The organism is Pararobbsia alpina (assembly GCF_965118125.1).
Lineage (GTDB): Bacteria > Pseudomonadota > Gammaproteobacteria > Burkholderiales > Burkholderiaceae > Pararobbsia > Pararobbsia alpina_A.
Window position 1 is genome coordinate 687,955 of record NZ_OZ221287.1, and the last position, 19,889, is coordinate 707,843.

General features: G+C 62.2%; 18 protein-coding genes. 11 read left to right on the forward strand and 7 right to left on the reverse strand.

From position 1 onward, the window contains the following. Window positions 1-51: 51 nt before the first annotated feature. Window positions 52-1,179 carry a transcriptional regulator GcvA gene (locus ACMFWR_RS02850; protein ID WP_413193533.1) on the reverse strand — a complete coding sequence of 376 codons (1,128 nt, stop codon included), beginning with the start codon at window positions 1,177-1,179 and terminating at the stop codon, window positions 52-54. A gap of 169 nt (window positions 1,180-1,348) precedes the next feature. Here ACMFWR_RS02850 and ACMFWR_RS02855 point away from each other — a divergent pair, with 169 nt between their 5' ends. The 3 genes from ACMFWR_RS02855 to lipA all read left to right on the forward strand — a co-directional run bounded on the left by ACMFWR_RS02855 (window position 1,349) and on the right by lipA (window position 3,644). Then, entirely contained in the window at window positions 1,349-1,687 is a 339-nt protein-coding gene (locus ACMFWR_RS02855) for a DUF2917 domain-containing protein (RefSeq protein ID WP_413193534.1), read from the forward strand. Window positions 1,688-1,833: 146 nt separating this feature from the next. Further along, a complete protein-coding gene (gene lipB, locus ACMFWR_RS02860) occupies window positions 1,834-2,562 on the forward strand; it encodes a lipoyl(octanoyl) transferase LipB (RefSeq protein WP_413193535.1) in 729 nt (242 codons plus the stop codon). An 83-nt stretch (window positions 2,563-2,645) separates the two neighbouring features. After that, window positions 2,646-3,644, forward strand: coding sequence for a lipoyl synthase (lipA, locus tag ACMFWR_RS02865; protein ID WP_413193536.1), 999 nt, complete (start codon window positions 2,646-2,648; stop codon window positions 3,642-3,644). Window positions 3,645-3,792: 148 nt separating this feature from the next. Here the strand turns inward: lipA and ACMFWR_RS02870 are convergent, their stop codons facing one another. Further along, complete coding sequence (locus ACMFWR_RS02870) at window positions 3,793-4,314, reverse strand: TlpA family protein disulfide reductase (protein ID WP_413193537.1); 522 nt, start codon at window positions 4,312-4,314, stop codon at window positions 3,793-3,795. Between the two features lie 289 nt (window positions 4,315-4,603). On the opposite strand from ACMFWR_RS02870, the gene ACMFWR_RS02875 reads away from it, so the two are divergent. Continuing rightward, complete coding sequence (locus ACMFWR_RS02875) at window positions 4,604-5,164, forward strand: hypothetical protein (RefSeq protein ID WP_413193538.1); 561 nt, start codon at window positions 4,604-4,606, stop codon at window positions 5,162-5,164. A gap of 374 nt (window positions 5,165-5,538) precedes the next feature. Here ACMFWR_RS02875 and ACMFWR_RS02880 read toward each other — a convergent pair whose 3' ends face one another. Next, entirely contained in the window at window positions 5,539-7,140 is a 1,602-nt protein-coding gene (locus ACMFWR_RS02880) for a YifB family Mg chelatase-like AAA ATPase (RefSeq protein ID WP_413193539.1), read from the reverse strand. A 228-nt stretch (window positions 7,141-7,368) separates the two neighbouring features. After that, entirely contained in the window at window positions 7,369-7,620 is a 252-nt protein-coding gene (locus tag ACMFWR_RS02885; protein ID WP_413193540.1) for an accessory factor UbiK family protein, read from the reverse strand. 524 nt (window positions 7,621-8,144) lie between these two features. On the opposite strand from ACMFWR_RS02885, the gene ACMFWR_RS02890 reads away from it, so the two are divergent. The 7 genes from ACMFWR_RS02890 (at window position 8,145) to ptsP (ending at window position 15,940) form a co-directional block, all read left to right on the forward strand. Beyond that, window positions 8,145-8,483 (forward strand): P-II family nitrogen regulator, encoded by a 339-nt coding sequence (locus ACMFWR_RS02890; protein WP_121082910.1) that lies wholly within the window; start codon window positions 8,145-8,147, stop codon window positions 8,481-8,483. A 19-nt stretch (window positions 8,484-8,502) separates the two neighbouring features. After that, on the forward strand, window positions 8,503-9,981 hold the full coding sequence (locus tag ACMFWR_RS02895) for an ammonium transporter (RefSeq protein ID WP_413193541.1): 1,479 nt from the start codon (window positions 8,503-8,505) through the stop codon (window positions 9,979-9,981). 444 nt (window positions 9,982-10,425) lie between these two features. Then, window positions 10,426-11,724, forward strand: a complete 1,299-nt coding sequence (gene gshA, locus ACMFWR_RS02900) for a glutamate--cysteine ligase (protein WP_413193542.1) — start codon at window positions 10,426-10,428, stop codon at window positions 11,722-11,724. 85 nt (window positions 11,725-11,809) lie between these two features. Further along, the gene (gshB, locus tag ACMFWR_RS02905; protein WP_413193543.1) at window positions 11,810-12,790 is read left to right on the forward strand and encodes a glutathione synthase; all 981 of its coding nucleotides are present in this window, start codon (window positions 11,810-11,812) and stop codon (window positions 12,788-12,790) included. Window positions 12,791-13,056: 266 nt separating this feature from the next. Further along, window positions 13,057-13,536, forward strand: a complete 480-nt coding sequence (locus tag ACMFWR_RS02910) for a PTS sugar transporter subunit IIA (RefSeq protein WP_413193544.1) — start codon at window positions 13,057-13,059, stop codon at window positions 13,534-13,536. Then, window positions 13,505-13,774: an HPr family phosphocarrier protein gene (locus tag ACMFWR_RS02915; RefSeq protein ID WP_413193545.1), complete on the forward strand. Its 270-nt coding sequence runs from the start codon at window positions 13,505-13,507 to the stop codon at window positions 13,772-13,774. The genes ACMFWR_RS02910 and ACMFWR_RS02915 overlap by 32 nt, the downstream gene beginning before the upstream one ends. 405 nt (window positions 13,775-14,179) lie before the next feature. Continuing rightward, window positions 14,180-15,940: a phosphoenolpyruvate--protein phosphotransferase gene (gene ptsP / locus ACMFWR_RS02920; protein ID WP_413193546.1), complete on the forward strand. Its 1,761-nt coding sequence runs from the start codon at window positions 14,180-14,182 to the stop codon at window positions 15,938-15,940. Window positions 15,941-16,075: 135 nt separating this feature from the next. Here the strand turns inward: ptsP and ACMFWR_RS02925 are convergent, their stop codons facing one another. The 3 genes from ACMFWR_RS02925 to gpmA form a co-directional block, all read right to left on the reverse strand. Further along, entirely contained in the window at window positions 16,076-16,831 is a 756-nt protein-coding gene (locus tag ACMFWR_RS02925) for a HesA/MoeB/ThiF family protein (RefSeq protein ID WP_413193547.1), read from the reverse strand. 193 nt (window positions 16,832-17,024) lie between these two features. After that, entirely contained in the window at window positions 17,025-18,617 is a 1,593-nt protein-coding gene (locus tag ACMFWR_RS02930; protein WP_413193548.1) for a S41 family peptidase, read from the reverse strand. A 490-nt stretch (window positions 18,618-19,107) separates the two neighbouring features. Then, window positions 19,108-19,854: a 2,3-diphosphoglycerate-dependent phosphoglycerate mutase gene (gpmA, locus tag ACMFWR_RS02935; RefSeq protein ID WP_413193549.1), complete on the reverse strand. Its 747-nt coding sequence runs from the start codon at window positions 19,852-19,854 to the stop codon at window positions 19,108-19,110. Window positions 19,855-19,889: the final 35 nt, after the last annotated feature.

Sequence of the window (19,889 nt, forward strand, 5' to 3'; positions counted from 1 at the left end):
TTGTTGTTGATCGTCGTTGATCGTTGCTGGCCGTTCCTTAAGCACAGGCGCTCATTTGGGCGCCTGTTTGCTTTTGCGCGATCGGGATTGTCCGCGTGCATGCGCGTCCGGGCACGGAAACGCCTCGGTCTGTGTCTGGGGCGCGCTCAGCGGCGGGAACGACTTGAGCGCGCCGCTCGTCGTACGGCCGAGACCGCGCGGCGAGGGCGGAATCGCGCCACCGACCGACGCCGTCTCGGGCACGAAGGGCATCGTCGGCGTAGTCGTGTCGGGTTGCGCGTCGAGAAAATCGCGCGCTTCGGCGATCACCCATTCGCGAAACCGCTTCACGGGCAGGCGCTCGGCATTGGACTTGGACGACACGACCCAATAGCTCCACGGCGACGGCGCAACGATCTCCGGAAACAACTGCACAAGCCGGCCGCTTGCGATTGCATCGGCGGCCAGCGAGGCGCGCACCATCGCAATGCCGAGCCCTTCCGCTGCGCCTTCGATCAGCAGCGACGAATCTTCGTAAATGGCGCCACGCGTGGGCGTCTGCGCATGGGGCAGACCCGCCGCGTCAAACCACAGCCGCCAGCGTTCGTAGTCCGAACGCAGCAGCGTGAAGTCAGGCAGATCGGCCGGCGTCTCGGGAAACACGCCGCCGTTGAACTTCGGGCTGCATGCGACCAGAAAGGTCTCGTGCATCAGCGGCTCGTAAAACAGTTCCGGGTAGGGCCCCGTTCCGAAGCGAATGCCGACGTCGACATCCGAGTGCTCGAGGTCGACGAGATCGGTCGATGAACGCAGTTCGAGGTCCACTTCGGGGTTGTCGATGATAAAGCGGCCCAGGCGCGGGGCCAGCCACCGTGCGGCAAACGACGGGATCGTGCTGAGCACGAGCCGCGGCGTACGGTGGTCGCGCACGATGCTGGCCGTGGCGAGCGCGATATTGGCGAAGGCCGCAGTGATCTGGTTCGCGTACGCCGCGCCGATTTCGGTCAACGCAATGCGCCGCCCCGAGCGCTGAAACAGCGTCGCACCGAGTTCTTCCTCGAGCGCCCGGATCTGGTGGCTGATGGCGCTGTGCGTGACAAACAGCTCGGCTGCGGCGGCTGTGAAGCTCTCGTGGCGTGCGGCGGCCTCGAATGCGCGCAGTGCGCTGAGATTAGGCAGTCTTCGTGGGGGATTGGCCATCGAGTTCTCCGTCACCGTGTCGCACGTCAGGCCGCCTGACCGAATCTGTTAGCAGGCGTTGTAACGTGAATTAAATTCACATTTGCACTGAAAATATCTCGTTAAGAGAATCCCTGCAACCCTTCTATGATGGTTTCCAAGGCAGTACGCAATCATTTCGGAGCTCATCATGAAAGAGATTTACTCAACTGTAGCGTTTGAGTTGCAGGCAGGCGAGCGCGTCGGAATTCGCGTGCGGCGCGGACAGGAACTGTCGGTGTCCGGCGCTCGCGTCTGGCTGACCCGCAGCAATGATTCGGTCGACTATTTCCTTCACGACGGTGAGTCGCTACCGCTGCGGCAGCATGAAATGCTGTGGATCAGCGTAGACGCCGATGCCCCGTCGCGGCTGCTGTTCCGCCTTGCGGGCGGCTCCGGCAGCCGGGTCGTCGACGCGATCAATAGCTGGTGGCAAGGACGCCGCGCCGGCGGGATCGCAGGTTCGCGACTGGGTTTGCGGATCGGGTGAGGGCGCGGTTTGGGACACAACGGCTTCGGCTCGCTCCAGCAACGGGGTCTCCGACGCAGCAGGACGGCAGCACGCCTGCGGGGATGGCCGCGCGTGCGGGCCGGCTACGGTGAAGTTCGCCGGATTTGATTACACTACGTCCCATCATGGACGATCAGTCTTCTCTTATTGCAGCGGCGGGCAACGGTGAACCCGTTACCCCTGCCGCCAGCACGGCCCGCGTCATTCCGCCCGTCGATGTGCTGTGGCGCGGCATCGAATCCTACGAAGTCAGTTTCGACGCGATGCGCGCGTTCACCGAAGCGCGCACGCCGGACACCCCCGACGAAATCTGGCTGGTCGAGCATCCCCCCGTCTACACGCTGGGCCAGGCCGGCGATCCGGCTCACCTGCTGGCCGAAGCGTCGGGTATTCCGCTCGTGCGCGTCGATCGCGGAGGGCAAATCACCTATCACGGGCCGGGGCAGGTTGTGGCTTATCTGCTGTTCGACCTGAGGCGTCGCAAGCTCATGGTGCGCGAGCTGGTCACCCGGATCGAGCAAGCCGTGATCGATACCCTCGCGGCGTATAATCTGGCCGGTGTCCGCAAGGCGGGCGCGCCGGGCATTTATGTCGATGGCGGGCCGCTCGAAGGCGCGAAAATCGCCGCCCTGGGTCTGAAGATCCGCAACGGTTGCAGCTACCACGGCGTCAGTCTGAACGTTGCAATGAACCTACGGCCGTTCGACGACATTAACCCGTGCGGGTATGCTGGCCTTCGCACGATCGACATGGCGGCACTCGGCAGCACGGCGACGTGGGCCGACGTCGCGCAGACGCTGGCAGAACACCTGATCGCGCAGATTGGCGGTCGGCAAGCCGCCATCGCGGCATAAGGAGCCTGAGCGGGCGAAGCGCTCAATCGGGCCTTTCTCGAGCGGGATAAAGCGTTCCGCGCGAGCCTTTACTTGGAATCGACATGACTACCGCAGCCCCTGGCAACGCCGCAACGAACCCGACGGATGCCGCATCGGCCCCGTACGACGCGACGGCCAAACAGAAATCCCAGGCCAAGACCGCCCGGATTCCGATCAAGATCATTCCTGCCGAGAAGCTCAAGAAACCCGACTGGATCCGCGTGAAGGCGGCCACGGGCAATTCGCGCTTCACCGAAATCAAGTCGATTCTGCGCGAACACAACCTGCACACGGTCTGCGAGGAAGCGAGCTGCCCGAATATCGGCGAATGCTTCGGCAAGGGCACGGCGACGTTCATGATCATGGGCGACAAGTGCACGCGTCGTTGCCCGTTCTGCGATGTCGGCCATGGCCGGCCGGACCCGCTCGACGTGAACGAACCCGAGAACCTGGCGCGCACGATTGCTGCGCTCAAGCTCAAGTACGTCGTGATCACGAGCGTCGACCGCGACGACCTGCGTGACGGCGGTGCTGGACACTTCGTGTCGTGCATTCAGCGCACGCGCGAACTCTCGCCGAATACGCGTATCGAGATCCTGACGCCGGACTTCCGTGGCCGTATGGACCGCGCGCTCGAGATTCTCAACGCCGCGCCGCCCGATGTGATGAACCACAACCTCGAAACGGTGCCGCGTCTGTACAAGGAAGCTCGCCCGGGCTCGGACTACAACCATTCGCTGATGCTGCTGAAGAACTTCAAGGCATCGCATCCGAACGTGGCGACGAAGTCGGGCCTGATGGTCGGCCTCGGCGAGACCGAGGAGGAAATTCTGCAGGTCATGCGCGATCTGCGCGCGCACGACGTCGATATGCTGACGATCGGCCAGTACCTGCAACCGTCGGAACACCACCTGCCGGTGCGCGAGTACGTGCATCCCGATACGTTCAAGCGCTACGAAACCGCGGCGTACGAGATGGGCTTCGAACACGCGGCCGTCGGTGCGATGGTGCGTTCGAGCTATCACGCTGACGTGCAGGCGCACGAGGCCGGCGTGGTCTGAGCGTTCGACCCGGTTCGCATCAAGCAAAACGCCCGATCGGCATAGCCGGTCGGGCGTTTTTTTTGCGGAGCGGAACGAAGGGCGCTTCTGGCTGCCGCGACCAAAGGTCGCGGTCAGAGACCTTCAGGCCGCGGCCGGTTCATTCGCCTTATGCCTGCTTGGCGAGTGCGTCCTTGAGCAGCTTGTCGAGTTCGCTGTATTCGGGCTGGCCGACGTAGCGCTTGAGGATCTTGCCGTCTTTGTCGACGACAAACGTCGTCGGCGTCAGCTGGACGTTGCCGAATTCCTTGGCGGCCGAACCGTCGTCCATCGCAACCTTGAACGGCAGCGCGCGCGTTTGCGCGTAGTTCGTGACATAGCTCGGCGGATCGTAGTTCATCGCGACGGCGATGTACTCGAGGCCTTGGCCCTTGAACTGGTTATACGTCTGGACCATCTTCGGCATTTCCTCGATGCAGGTCGTGCAGTCGGTTGCCCAGAAGTTGATCAGGTACACCTTGCCTTTGAGTTGATCGGTCGAGATGTGCTCGCCCGAGAGCAGCGTGAACGAGGCTTGCGGCACGTGCTTCGACGAATTGAACGCAAACCAGCCGGCGACGGCGAGCGCGACCGCGACGAGCGCAATCGCAATACCGGCGACCGGAGTCTTTTTAGCGGTGGTGCTGGACATGGCAGAACCCTGATCGGAAAGGGAATTTGGGCGTCATTGTAGCGCTGAACGATCCGTAGCGTATGTACACCGGATCACCTTTCATGAAGCGGATCCGATTGCGTCGCCTTGGGCGGGTTTTCGCTCGAAAAAAGCGGGTTTGCGTCGCGGAAGGTGAGGGAGACGGCGAGAACAGGACGAAGGCGAGGCTGAGGACCCAAAAAAGCGTGCGCGACAACGATCGGAGATAATGGGGCCTTACGGCGCAGCAATGATCCGTCGCCGTTCACACCAACCGAATCGATACGCTGTGCCGTCTCTCCGCGCCTTGTTTTCCACCTCCTTCCGCCGTTTCGCCATCGCCCTGCTGATCCCGATCGTTGCGGCATGTTCCGCGAAGTTCGATTGGCGAACCATTACGAACGACGACGGACGCTTCTCGGTCATGTACCCGTCCAAGCCAGGGCTCGACGAGCGTGTGATCCCGATCGCCGGGCATGCCCTCAAGATGCAGATGCAGTCGGCGAAGGTCGGCGGCGCCTTGTTCGCCGTGGGTTCAGTCCTGCTGCCGAGCGAAGATCCGGCATTGCAGCGCGCGGTGCTCGAGGCGCTCGAGACGGGCCTCGCACGTAACGTCGGTATCGACGACAAGCCAAGCAAGGTTCAGATCGCACTGACCGAGAACGGCCAGTTCGTCGACGGCGAAGCGCTGTCGGGTAGCGGCAAGGTCGCCGGCCGCTCCGAGCACCGGACCGTCGCCGCGCATTTCGTGATCCGTGGCCAGCGCGTGATTCAGGCCGTCGTGATTTCCGACAAGGAAGTCCCGGCTGAGCAGGTCGCCCAATTTCTCGATTCACTGCGCGTTTATTAATCCGCCGCGTGGTTTTCGAAGTGGGGCGCAACCCACTATCTGAAGAAAGATGTACTGCATCTGCGTTTGAACATACCGCGCAAAATTGAATGCAGAACACGAGGTTGCGCTGCTAAAGCCCCGATTCTTCAGCCAAAAATCTGCTATCCACAGAACCTGTGGATAACTGTGTGGGTAAGCGGTCGCCAACCCCCGGAAGGGCCGCAGGACAAGGCTTTCAGTCACATTGCCTTGAAACTGCGCAGATCCAGGCTTTTGTGAAAAATCAATGACTTGATCGAAGTGCCCCAGCCTGTTGCGAAAACGCACCCCTTCAAAGTGCGAGGGCCCTCACATTGTGCATAAGTCAAGCCCTTGACAAGGACGGTAAGGATTTACTCGCTTCGAATCGAGCGCCGATACTGGATCGCCTCGGCGAGATGTTCGACGGCGGGTTGCGCCTGATCGGCCAGATCGGCGATCGTGCGGGCGACGCGCAAGGTGCGGAAATGGGCACGGGCTGACCATGCGCGTCGGCTTGCTGCGCGTTCGAGCAGGCGCTCAGAGGCGGAATCAAGCTTGCAGACGTCTTGCACCTGGCGAGCGGTGAGCAAGCGATTGGGCACGCCCTGTCGGTCGAGCTGACGACTGCGCGCCGCGGCAACGCGTTCGCAGATCGACCGACTGGACTCGGGCGCAGCTGACGGGCATCCGGCCAGTTCCGCCGGAGCGAGCGCGGGAACCGAGACCAGCACATCGATCCGATCGAGAAGCGGACCGGATAGCCGCCGCTGATAGCGATCGATCGCTTCGGCGCCGCACCGGCATCGGCCATTCGGATCACCAAGCCACCCGCACGGACAGGGGTTCATCGCCGCAATGAGTTGGCAGTTGGCGGGGAAGTCCGCGTGACGTGTAGCGCGACTGATTGTCACAGAACCTGTTTCGAGTGGCTCGCGCAGCATTTCGAGCGCGCGTCGGTCGAACTCTGGAAGCTCGTCGAGGAACAGTACCCCGTGATGCGCGAGCGAAATCTCGCCGGGCTGCGGCGGGTTGCCACCGCCCACGAGCGACGCGGCTGTGGCCGAGTGGTGAGGCGCACGAAACGGCCTGCGTCGCCAATGCAAAGGTGAGAATCCGTGGTGACTCGCGCTAAGGAGCGCAGCGGACGCGAGCGCTTCGTCATCGGTCATCGGCGGCAGAATGCCGGGCAAACGCGCAGCGAGCATCGATTTCCCCGAACCCGGCGGACCGACCATCAACAAGTGGTGCGCTCCGGCTGCTGCGACTTCAAGCGCCCGACGTGCGCCCATTTGCCCCATCACATCGGCCATATCGGGAAAGGCATGGCGCGCCGCGAGCGTGTCGACGCTTAGCCCGGCGCGCGGTTCGCCGTTCGCCCCTTCGGTCAGCGCGCCGCCAACACCTTCGCCTGCGGAGCCACCGGCCGGCGTGAGCGCGTGGTCTGGCCGATTCGCAAGATGGGCGCAAAGAGCCGTCAGCGTCGGCGCACCGTAGACCGTCAGCCCCATCACCAACGCTGCCTCGCCGGCATTCACCGACGGCACAAACAGTCGAGGCGTGCTGCTGCGCTTCTCTTGTGCGATCCCACATGCAATCGCAAACGCACCGCGCATCGGCCGCAACTCACCGGTCAACGAGAGCTCCGCCGCGAACTCCGCATCCCGCGCGCACCCCGGAGGCAACTGCCCACTCGCGATCAGGATGCCGAGCGCAATCGGCAAATCAAAATGCCCCGCCGACTTCGGCAGATCTGCTGGCGCGAGGTTGACCGTAATCCGCCGCGTGGGAAACTCAAACTTCGAATTCTGAATCGCCGCACGCACCCGATCGCGGCTCTCACGCACTTCCGTGGCGGCAAGTCCCACGATCGCAAAGCAAGGCAACCCATTGGCGAGATGCACCTCAACCGTGACTTCAACCGCGCGCGCAGACGTAAGCGCACGGCTCCTGACCACCGCGACGGATTGGGACATGAAGATTCCGGAGTTAACGCGTCGTGCAATAGCGCAGTCGCGTCGCCCAGGCAACGCATCTGACGGCGCGACAGGAAGGGATTCGAGCGCGACGCGTCCTCGAATCGATCATTCCGAGAACGCTAAGCGTCAGACGTTGGAGTCGCTTTCAAGAAGCGACCAACGAATTGGATGGGGGGGGGGACGCGAGCCCGAACGGGCTCGCCTTACGCAAGCCTTCGTTAAACCTTACTGCGCCTCAGGCGCCGAAATCTTCTGCTCGAGCAACGCTACCCGACGCTCAAGCTCTTCCAACCGTGCCCGCGTACGCGCCAGCACCTGGGCCTGAACATCAAATTCCTCACGCGTCACGAGGTCGAGCCGCGCGAACCCTTGCGTGAGCATTGCCTTCACATTGCGCTCGACATCCTTGGCCGGTGAGTTGCGAAACAGCTCGCCGATCTTGTTCTGGATGTCTTGAAATGCTTCATTCGGTTTCATTTGAATTCTCCTTGCATGCATCGCTTCGAGGCGTCACGCACAGCGTCCGTGCGTACGCCCCTGAACCGTTCCTGAGCTCTGGCCGTGAGCGCCAGCATGGTGCATCGATGCCCGTGTTCGAAGCATCGGAGCGGCTCTCCGATGTCCATGCGAACAACTGTAGCACGAAGCGTCACGCACTCTGACCCCTGCACGCCCTCGTTCGCACTTTGCCCGCGAGGCCGCTTTCTCCTTGCGAATGAGGATGTTGATACGGCTTCCGACAATATTGCCGATTTATTTTCATCAAATTGGCATAGAGGTTGCTGTTACCTGCCGCGGCACGGCGGCGAGTCATTCATGTCAGTGAGGAGCTCATCGAACACGTCGCGCTTCAGGGAATGGACCGCCCTGAAAGCGTGCAAACACCGTCGCGATCGGGCTGAAGCCTGAACGCGGCGGCGTCGGCCGGGGCCAAAGCGCCCGGCAGCCGTCGAGGTAAGAACGCATTCATCCGTTTCGCACACTCTTTGACGGAGTTTTTTATGAAATTGATTACAGCAATCATCAAGCCCTTCAAGCTCGATGAGGCGCGCGAGGCCTTGTCGAGCATCGGGGTCTCGGGCATCACGGTGACCGAGGTCAAGGGCTTTGGCCGTCAGAAGGGCCATACCGAGCTCTATCGCGGCGCGGAATACGTGGTCGATTTTCTGCCCAAGGTGAAGATCGAAGCCGCTGTGTCCGACGACATCGTCGAGCAAGCGATCGAAGCGCTCGAACGTGCAGCACGTACGGGCAAGATCGGTGACGGCAAGATCTTCGTCACGCCGATCGAACAAGTCATTCGCATTCGCACCGGCGAGACCGGCGCGGACGCTCTCTAAGAAACAGGGGATATCGACCATGCGTAAATTTTTGCTAGCCCTCTTCATGGCGGGCTCGTTGATGGGAGCGGGCGTGAGCTCCGCACTCGCCGACGACGCGTCTGCTCCGGCGGCCGCGTCCGCCGAAGCCGCACCGGCCGCCAGCGCGCCGGCTGCTGACGCAAGCGCACCGGCCGCTGCCGCTGCTTCGGATGCAAGCGCCGCCGCTGCCGCTCCGGCATCGGGCGCTTCGGATGCCGCACCGGCTGCCCCGACGGCACCGGTCATGGTGGATTCGTCGAAGATCAGCGGCGGCGACACGGCGTGGATGCTCACGTCGACCGCACTCGTGCTGTTCATGACGATCCCGGGCCTCGCACTGTTCTACGGCGGCATGGTCCGCAAGAAGAACGTGCTGGCGACGCTCATGCAGAGCTTCGCAATCACCTGCGTCGTGACGATCGTCTGGGTCGTCGTCGGCTACAGCCTCGCGTTCACGCCGGGCGGTGCGTTCATCGGCGGCTTCTCGCGCGTGTTCCTCAACGGTCTCGCCTACGTGAAGGGCGACAAGGCGACCACGCTGACGGTCAGCCACCTCGCGACGACGATTCCTGAGTCGGTCTACATGTGCTACCAGATGACGTTCGCGATCATCACGCCGGCACTGATCACGGGCGCGTTCGCCGACCGTATGAAGTTCTCGGCCATGCTCGTGTTCATGACGCTCTGGTCGATCATTGTGTACTCGCCGATCGCACACATGGTGTGGGAACCGACGGGCTGGCTCGCAGCCGCTGGCATTCTCGACTTCGCAGGCGGTACGGTCGTTCACATCAACGCCGGTATCGCTGGTCTGGTGTGCTGCCTGGTGCTCGGCAAGCGTGTTGGCTATGGCCGTGAAGTCATGGCACCGCACAACCTCGTGCTGACGCTGGTTGGTGCAGCCATGCTGTGGGTGGGCTGGTTCGGTTTCAACGCAGGTTCGGCAGTCGCAGCAGATGGCCGTGCCGGTTTCGCGATGCTGACGACGCAAGTCGCAACGGCGGCTGCCGCACTCGCATGGATGTTCGCTGAATGGATCTTCAAGGGTAAGCCGTCGGTGCTCGGTATCGCTTCGGGCGCAGTCGCCGGCCTGGTTGCAGTGACGCCGGCTTCGGGCTTCACGGGCACGATGGGTGCCCTCGCCATCGGCATCATCGCAGGCGTGGTCTGCTTCTGGTCGGCTACGTGGCTCAAGTCGAAGATGGGCTACGACGATTCGCTCGACGCGTTCGGCGTGCACTGCGTGGGCGGTATCGTCGGCGCAATCCTGACCGGCGTGTTCGCGGTCAAGGACATCAGCGGCCTCGACTCGAGCGTGCTGCTCCAGGTCAAGGGCGTGCTGACCACGCTGATCTACAGCGGTGTCGTGAGCTTCATCCTGCTCAAGATCATCGATGCAGTCATCGGCCTGCGCGTGACGGAAGAAGAAGAACGCGAAGGTCTGGATGTGACGCTCCACGGCGAACACGTCGAATAAGTCGCATCACGTCGGAGCACAGCCTGCGCCGATGCGAGCAACAAGGTTTTATCGGGGTAGCAACGCGGTATTCGGGCCCGCCTTCTGGCGGGCCTTTTTTGTCTAAAGCGATCATGTTTGGGTCATCGCATTGAGGCGCGCAACGCCGCTCCCTATAATCAAACCGTGTGCTCCGGGTCTTCGTTGGCGAAAGCCTCCCCCTGGAGACGACTGACGCAGCGGCCCACTTCGATGGGCCGTTTTCGTTGCTGGCCGCTTTTGCACCGTCAAATATTACGAATCGCTAACAATTTATGTTGCAAGTCAGTTTGTCAGCTTTATTTATCCCCTAATTCCGCATATTGATCGCGTCATTCTGCATAAAACACTTGCAAACCGACCGGTCATCCCCAGATGGGCAGGGCGAATACCCTACAATCGTCGTTCCCCCGTACAGAGAATTCCATGGTTCCGCACCTTGTTACTGCGCTCGATGGTCCGCTGCTCGACCTCGAACAGCGCGTCCTGGATGCGACGCCGGCTATCGAGCGCTGGCTGCGCCTCGAGTGGATGGAGCACACACCGCCGTTCTATTGCGGTGTGGACCTGCGTAACGCGGGTTTCAAACTCGCGCCGGTCGATACGAACCTGTTCCCGTCGGGGTTCAATCATTTGCCGCCCGAGGTCATGCCGCTGGCGGTGCAAGCCGCCATGGCTGCGATCGAAAAGATCTGCCCCGACGCGAAGAATCTGCTCGTGATTCCTGAGCGGCATGCGGGCATCGGCCGCCAGACGTTCTATCTCGAGAATATGGTGCGCCTCGCCGCGATCATGCGTCAGGCGGGCCTCAACGTGCGCTTCGGCGCGCTCGACGACGAACTGCGTGAACCGCTTTCGCTGACGGCCGCCGACGGACAGAAGATCGTGATCGAGCCGCTCGAGCGCTCGCAGCGCCGGCTCGGGCTCAAGAATTTCGATCCGTGCTCGATTCTGCTCAATAACGATCTGTCGCTGGGCACGCCTGAGGTCCTTGAAGGCCTTCACGAGCAATATCTGCTGCCGCCGCTGCATGCGGGATGGAGCACGCGTCGCAAGTCGAATCACTTCAACCACTACGACGATGTCGCGAAGCGCTTCTCGAAGATGCTCGATATCGACCCGTGGATGATCAATCCGTATCACGCGAGCGTGAGCGGTGTCGATTTCGAAGCCCGCACGGGCGAAGAGCAGCTCGCTGAGACGGTCGACGCGATCTTGCGCAAAATAGCGCGCAAGTATCGCGAATACGGCATCGAAGATGCGCCGTATGTGGTGATCAAGTCCGATTCAGGCACGTACGGCATGGGCGTCACGATTGTGCGCGATGCGTCGGAGGTCGCGGGCCTGAACCGTCGTGAACGCAGCCGCATGGCGGTGGGCAAGGACGGCGTCGAGATTCACAACGTGATCGTGCAGGAAGGGGTGCAGACTTTCGAGCGCGTCGACGATGCCGTCGCCGAGCCCGTCGTCTACATGATCGACCGCTACGTCGTGGGTGGGTTCTATCGTGTGCACAATGCGCGCACGAACGAAGAGAATCTCAACGCGCCGGGCATGAAGTTCGTGCCGCTGCCGTTCGAGCATGCCGCATTGCCCGACGTGCATGCGAAGCCGGGTGCCGCGCCGCCGAACCGCTTCTATCTGTATGGTGTCGTGGCCCGGCTCGCGTTGCTCGCTTCGTCGATCGAACTCGAGAAGACCGACCCCGAGGCGATTCAGGTCTGAGCGCCGGCGCCTCGTCCATTTATCGACTGCCCCTCGCCTGTTGAGCGATGCTCAGGCGAACATCCAGGCGACAACACAGGCCGACATGAACATTCTCTTTATCGCGGACCCGCTCGACCACTTCAAGATCTACAAGGACAGCACGTACGCGATGATGGCCGAGGCCGCGCGCCGCGGTTATCGGATTCATACCTGCGAACCGTCTGAGCTTGCGTATTCGGCGGGCGTCGTCGAAGCGCGTACGCGCGAGATCACGCTGATCGGCGACCACCGCAATCACGAACCGCATGTCTGGTATCGCGCGGAGACGCCGGTCGTCACACCGCTTACGAAGTTCGACGCGGTGCTGATGCGCAAGGATCCGCCGTTCGACATGGAATACGTGACGTCGACGTGGCTGCTTGAACTCGCCGAACGCGCGGGCGCCCGGATCTTCAATCGCCCGCAGGCGATCCGCGATCACTCGGAGAAGCTCGCGATTGGCGAATTCCCGCAATTCGTCGCGCCGACGCTGGTCACGCGCGATGCAAGCCGGATTCGCGCGTTCCACGCCGAGCATGGCGACGTGATCCTCAAGCCGCTCGACGGCATGGGCGGGATGGGGATTTTCCGCGTCAAGGAAGACGCGATGAATCTCGGCTCGATTATTGAAACGCTGTCGGACAACGGTGCGCGCACGATCATGGCGCAGCGCTTTATCCCCGAGATCAAGGCGGGCGACAAGCGCATTCTGCTGATCGGCGGCAAGCCGGTGCCGTTCTCGCTGGCCCGTATTCCCCAAGGCACCGAAGTGCGCGGCAACCTAGCGGCGGGCGGTCTGGGCGTTGCCCAGCCGCTGTCGAAGCGTGACATCGAGATTGCCGAAACGCTGGCGCCGGTCCTCGCGGCACGCGGCCTGCTGCTGGTAGGTCTGGACTCGATTGGCGACTGGCTGACGGAAGTCAATGTCACGAGTCCGACCTGCTTCCGTGAAATCATGGACCAGACGGGTTTTGACGTGGCGGGCATGCTGATCGACGCGCTCGAAGCGGCAGTCAGCCAGAACAAGGTCGGCGAACCGGCGTAAAGGCACGACGAGCAAAACGAGCACTAAGAGCACGACGCGAATGCATCGCTTGAACGCATGAGCCAGACGCGCGGCAGCCGACACGCCGCGCCGGACGGCCGGCGGGCATCGATCGGGACAAAGCGCGACAATGGCTGCCCGACGGCGTCAAGCGGACTGTTGGCAGATAGCCGCGCCCCGGACGCCGAACCGTCCGGAGGCAGGCCGGTTGCGATCGCGCGAGTACAATCGGGGCGAAAGGACGGAATCCGGAATTCCGAGCAATCATGGCAGGCATACTGATTATTGCGCATACGCCTTTTGCGAGCGCACTACGCGACTGTATTTCGCATATCTACGGCGGGCTTCCCGCACGTATCGGCGTGATCGATGTGACGCCGAATTGCGACCCGGTCGAACAACTGAGCAACGCGAGCGCTGAAGTCGAAAGACTTCGAGAGGAAAACGGCGTGCTGGTGCTCACCGATATTTATGGTGCGACACCGGCCAATATCGCAGGCCGATTGTCGTCGCTGCCCGATGTGCGGGTCGTCGCCGGCGTCAATCTGCCGATGCTGGTGCGCGCGGTCTGTTATCGTTCCACGCCGCTGGATACGCTTGTCGACAAAGCCCTGTCGGGCGGCGCCAAGGGAATTCAGGGCGTTGCCCCGCCGGCGCCCGCTCCGCTGGCTTCCCTTCTGACTCCTTGCGAACCCGCTACTGAAACCGAGCACCATGCTTCAACAAGAAACGACCATTGTCAATAAACTGGGATTGCATGCTCGGGCTTCGGCCAAGCTCACACAACTGGCCGCACGCTTCCAATCGGAAGTCTGGATGACGCGGAACGGTCGTCGCATCAACGCGAAGAGCATCATGGGCGTCATGATGCTGGCAGCAGGCATCGGTGCAAAAGTCGAAATCGAAACCGATGGCCCGGATGAAGCCGACGCGATGCAGGCCATGCTTGCCTTGATCGCCGACAAATTCGGCGAAGGTCAGTAAGCACAAACTCGACAGGCGGGATCGTCAGCGCGGCCTGCCTTTGCTTCCGCACGAACCGTGAACGCGAGAATCGCCGGTTGCCCCGCGCGTATCTCGCTTGACGACCGTATTCGCGCCTCAAGCCGTGGCGCTCGCATGCCGTTAATGCGGGCAGGAAGGGCTTACAGAACGCATGCCAATAAGCGGCGCAAGACGGCTGTAAAAAAAGAATCGATGTAAGGCCCCGCAAGCCTCATGTGTAGGCTGCGATGCACATGTGCCGAACCTTATAATGCGTCGAGCGGTCTACTTCTGCGCCTGGATGCGGAAGTCGATTCTTTGACGCGGTGCAGTACCTGCGAGTCTCGCAGGCCACGCTGCCCAGTACCGCTGGCGCCAAACAACAAACCTATCAAGGAGGCGCGCGTGTCGTTCACGCTGCACGGTATTCCGGTCTCCCGAGGCATCGCCATCGGACGGGCCTACCTGATCGCGCCCGCTGCGCTGGACGTCGATCATTATCTTGTCGAGCCCAATCAGGTCGAAGCGGAAGTCCGCCGATTCTGCACGGCACAAGATGTCGTTCAACTCGAACTCGATACGCTGCGCGCTGACCTCCCTGCCGATGCACCCAGCGAGATGGGCGCATTTCTTAACGTCCATACGCTGATCCTTCGCGACGCGATGCTCGCTGAAGCGACCGTTGAATTGATTCGTACGCGCCGCTATAACGCGGAATGGGCGCTGACCGAACAGCTTCAATTGCTGGGCCGCGTGTTCGATGACGTCGAAGACGAGTACCTGCGCGAACGCAAGGCGGACATTGAACAAGTGGTCGAGCGCGTGCTCAAGGCACTCGCCGGTGCACCGGGTGTACCCGACGAACTCGGCGCCGAAGCCGAGAACGAAGAGATGATCGTGGTCGCGCACGATATTGCGCCGGCCGACATGCTGCAATTCAAGGCGCAGACGTTTCGTGCGTTTGTGACCGATCTCGGTGGACGCACGTCGCATACGGCGATCGTGGCGCGCAGTCTTGGCATACCGGCCGCAGTGGGTGTGCAACAGGCAAGCGCACTGATCCGCCAGAACGACCTGATCATCGTCGACGGCGACCAGGGCATCGTGATCGTCGATCCGGCGCCGATCGTGCTCGAGGAGTATTCGTATCGCCAGAGCGAAAAGGCGCTCGAACAGCGCAAGCTGCAACGCCTGAAATTCGCGCCGGCGCAAACGGTCGACGGCACGAATATCGATTTGTGCGCGAATATCGAGTTGCCCGACGACGCCGCCGCGGCGGTTGCCGCGGGAGCGGTGGGTGTCGGCTTGTTCCGCACCGAGTTCCTGTTCATGAACCAGGGCAACCATATGCCTGGCGAAGAGGAACAGTTCGAAGCGTATCGCCGTGTGGTTGCCGGAATGGGCGGGCATCCCGTTACGATCCGGACCATTGACGTGGGTGCGGACAAGCCGCTCGACTATCGTGACCGCGATGAAAGCCGCGATGACTACGAGGTGGCGCCCAATCCGGCGTTGGGTTTGCGCGCCATTCGGTACAGCCTGTCGGAACCGCAAATGTTCCTGGCGCAGTTACGCGCCATTCTGCGAGCCTCCGCGCTGGGGCCGATCAAGATTCTGATTCCGATGCTCGCGCATGCACGCGAGATCGATCAGACGCTGGATCTGATCGCCGAAGCGAAACGGCAATGCGATCTCGCCGGACAACCGTACGACCGCAACGTCAAGGTCGGCGCGATGATCGAGATTCCGGCGGCGGCGATTGCGTTGCCGATGTTTCTGAACCGGCTCGACTTCCTGTCGATCGGCACGAACGATCTGATCCAGTACACGCTAGCGATCGATCGCGCGGACAATGCGGTTGCACACCTCTACGACCCGCTGCATCCGGCCGTGCTGCACCTGATCGCGCATACGCTGCGCGAAGCCAAGCGCGCGGGCGTGCCGGTGTCGGTCTGCGGTGAAATGGCCGGCGATCCCGCGTTGACGCGTCTGCTGCTCGGCATGGGACTCACCGAGTTTTCGATGCATCCGAGTCAGTTGCTCGAGGTCAAACAGGAAGTGCTGCGCGCACATATTCCGACCGTCGAGCGTCACGTGCAGGATGTGCTCGCGGCGTTCGAGCCGAACGAGCAGCTTGCGGCGCTGAAACGACTGGAACGCTGCTAAGCGTCTCCGAAAGGTGTTGAACGTCGGGGTGCCATGGCGCACCGTCGAGTGCGTCATGCAAATTCGCAGGCATTCGCTAACGCGGCCGATGGGTGGGGGCTCGCACAGTCGGCCTCTGAAAGAGCACCGGCGCGATTACGGTTCCGCGTGCCCGCACACCGGGCAATCGGCGTGGCGATGCGCCTCGAAGCTGTCCCAGCGCATCGTCAGGGCGTCGAGCATCAGCAGGCGGCCGACGAGCGGCGTGCCGAATGCACCGATGACCTTCAGTGCTTCCGTTGCCTGAATCGAACCCACGATACCCACGACCGGGGCGAGCACGCCCATGGTCGAGCACGCGACTTCCTCAAAGGCGTCATCGGGCGGGAAGATGCACGCATAGCACGGTGACTGTGCATTGCGGGCGTCGAAGGTCGAGATCTGACCGTCGAAACGTAGCGCGGAACCTGAGACCAGCGGCACGCGATGCGTGACGCAGGCGCGGTTGATCGCATGGCGCGTGACGAAGTTATCCGTGCAGTCGAGCACCACGGTCGCGTGCGGAACGAGTGAGTCGAGCAGTGCCGCATCGGCGCGCTGCGAGACGGTCGTCACCTCGGTTTGCGGATTGAGCCGGGCCAGCGTGTCGCGCGCCGAATCGACCTTGCGTTCACCGACCGCGCGCGTCGTGTGCGCGATCTGACGCTGGAGGTTGGTCAGGTCGACCGTATCCTCATCGACAAGCGTCAGCCGTCCGACGCCTGCAGCGGCGAGATACATCGCAGCGGGCGACCCCAGGCCGCCCGCCCCGATGATCAGGGCATGCGCATCGAGAAAGCGTTGCTGCGCCTCGATGCCGACTTCGTCGAGCAGGATATGGCGCGAATACCGGAGCAGTTGATCGTCGTTCATCACAAGGGGCCAGCGGGCCCGCAATAAAAAAGCGGCCGGTGCATGACGCACCGGCCGCGTTATTTTACTTCTGAGCTTTGGAACGGGTGGTCAGACGCCTGCGGCTGAAACTGACCCTGCTGCGCTCCTGGAAAACTGCGTGGCAAACTGCTCGACGAACTGCGCGCGAACCGCCGCGCAGTCATCGCCACGATCACTTGCTCAGCTGACCCGTCGGTGCCGACACCGGCAGCGGCGACGAAGCCGACGAAGCGGGTGCTGCCGGCGGTGCCGACGAGGCACCTGCAGGCGCCGCTTCAGGCTTCGAGTTCGAGTCGTCTTGCGCGAACACACGTTCGAACGGCGACTTCGAGCGCACGACCGGCTTGCCTTGCAGCTGGTTCAGCGCCTGCTGGAGCATGAAGTCGTCCTTGCTGCCGAATTCGACCGGCGCGCGGTTACGCTGCTTTTCCTTCTCGGCGGCCGTGAGCTTGTCGTTCTTCTCTTCAAGCTCGCGCAACGCGTCCATGCGTTCCTGTTCGCGCTTCTCTTGTTCGGCCTGCTCGTTCTGGTCTTGCGTGTTGGCCAGGTGATTCGAGTAGTCCACTTCACGCGTGACGAGCGCGTCGTCCGGGTCGCCATCCGAGAACTGGTCGACCGCAATATCCGGGCGAATGCCCTTGTTCTGGATCGAACGGCCCGACGGCGTGTAGTAGTACGCCGTCGTCAGACGCAGCGCGGTGTCGGAGGTCAGCGGGCGAACCGTCTGCACCGAGCCCTTGCCGAACGTCGTCTTGCCCATCGTGATTGCGCGGTGATCATCCTTGAGCGCGCCGGCCACGATTTCCGACGCCGATGCCGTGTACGGGCTCGTCAGCACCACCATCGGGATCGTCTTGTAGATCGACGGCACGTTCGCGAGCGGATCGCCGTCGAACGACGGCAGACGGTAATCCGAGTACGTATCGCGGTAGACCTGCTTCGAGTCGGGGATCTGACCGTTGGTCGACACGACGACCGAGTCGTTCGGCAGGAAGATGCCGGCGACACCGACGCCGCTCTGGAGCAGGCCGCCACCGTTGTTGCGCAGGTCGAGCACGAGACCCTTCAGATGCGGGTCTTGCTTGGCGAGGTCTTCAAGCTTCGCGGCGAGATCCGGAACAGTGCGTTCCTGGAAGCTCGTGACGCGCACCCATGCATAGCCGGGCTCGACGATCTTCGCCTTGACGCTCTGGATCTTGATTTCAGCGCGCGTGACGGTCACCGGGAACGTGCGCTCTTCGCTCTTGCGATAGATCGTCAGCGTGACCTTCGTGCCCGGTTCGCCGCGCATCTGCTTGACCGACTGGTCGAGCGTCATGCCGCGCACGGGCTTGTCGTTGATGCGGGTGATCAGGTCACCCGGACGGATCCCGGCGCGGAACGCCGGCGTGTCTTCGATCGGGGAGATCACCTTGATCAGGCCGTCTTCCTGACCGATTTCGATGCCCAGACCCGCGAAGCGTCCGCGCGTCTGTTCCTGCAGATCCTGATAGTCCTTCTTGTCGAGATACGACGAGTGGGGGTCGAGGCTCGAGACCATCCCCTTGATTGCCGCGGTCAGCAGCTTCTTGTCGTCGACCGGCTCGACATAATCATGTTTGATCTGGCCGAAGACTTCAGCGAGGGTGCGCAACTGGTCGAGCGGCAAGGGCGCTGACGTGTTATCGGGTTGCGTCGCGGCAACGGCATTGAATTGGTGGGTGGCCAACGCACCAGTCATGAGGCCGGCCACAATCAAGGCCAGAGGTTTCACGTATTTGCGCATAGAGATCAGAAAGATAAAACGGCCGGCGGCGTCGCCGTTGCAGGCAGTATAACGAAGATCAACGCAGCATTGCCGTCGGCAAGCCCCGCATTTGCCCGATGCCATCGGCTTTCACGGGGTACGCGGGGGGCGTGTCGTGGGGGCCGCATCGGGTGTTGGGTTCGACGCAACGCGTCTCACAAGGTTCGCAATAGCACGGGGCGCGCCTGGACCGTCATTTCGCAAATAAGGCCTGGCGCGGCTCTCAAGGGTGGTCATGCGGGTTTACGTGCGGTCAATATTCATTGCGATACAGCGCGTCGAGCGGCGCCCTGTGTCGCAATTGGTGCCGCCCGCCCGCTGCAAAACACGGTAATGGACGGGGCCACGCGGCCTCGATGACTGATTGCGGCCGCGTGAATCGATGTAAGCCGATGTGGTGCGATGTAGGGCGACACGCGCTGCCGTCAGCCGCATCGAGTCGCTCTACGCCACGTCACTTCAAGTCGCCTTAAGCCGCCTTGCCCTGATTCGCCACGGCCGCCTGGGCCTTGGCAATCGCGTCGGCATCGCCGAGGTAGTAGTGCTTGATCGGCTTGAGATCGGCATCGAGCTCATACACGAGCGGCACGCCGTTCGGGATATTGAGCGCGACGATGTCGTCGTCCGAGATCTTGTCGAGGTACTTGATCAGTGCGCGCAGCGAATTGCCGTGTGCGGCGATCACGATGCTCTTGCCGGCCTTGATTGCGGGTCCGATCGACTCGTTCCACACGGGCAGCACGCGCGCGACGGTGTCCTTCAGGCATTCGGTCAGCGGCAGTTCCTCGCGCGGCACCTTCGCATAGCGCGGGTCGTTGTACGGTGCGCGCTCGTCTTCCGCAGTCAGCGCGGGCGGCGGCGTATCGTAGCTGCGGCGCCAGATCAGCACTTGCTCGTCGCCGTACTTGGCGGCGGTTTCGGCCTTGTTCAGGCCGGCAAGCGCACCGTAGCTGCGCTCGTTCAGGCGCCACGAATGGACCACCGGGATGTACATCTGGTCCATTTCGTCCTGCACGTGCCAGAGCGTGCGAATCGCGCGCTTGAGCACCGACGTATAGGCGATGTCGAAGCGGTAGCCCCCTTCCTTGAGCAGTCGCCCGGCCTGGCGCGCTTCGTCTGCGCCTTTCTCGGTCAGGTCGACGTCGACCCAGCCAGTGAAGCGGTTTTCCTTGTTCCACGTCGATTCGCCGTGGCGGATCAGGACCAGTTTGTACATGGGATGTGCTTTCCGAGGGTGATACGGGGGTTGAA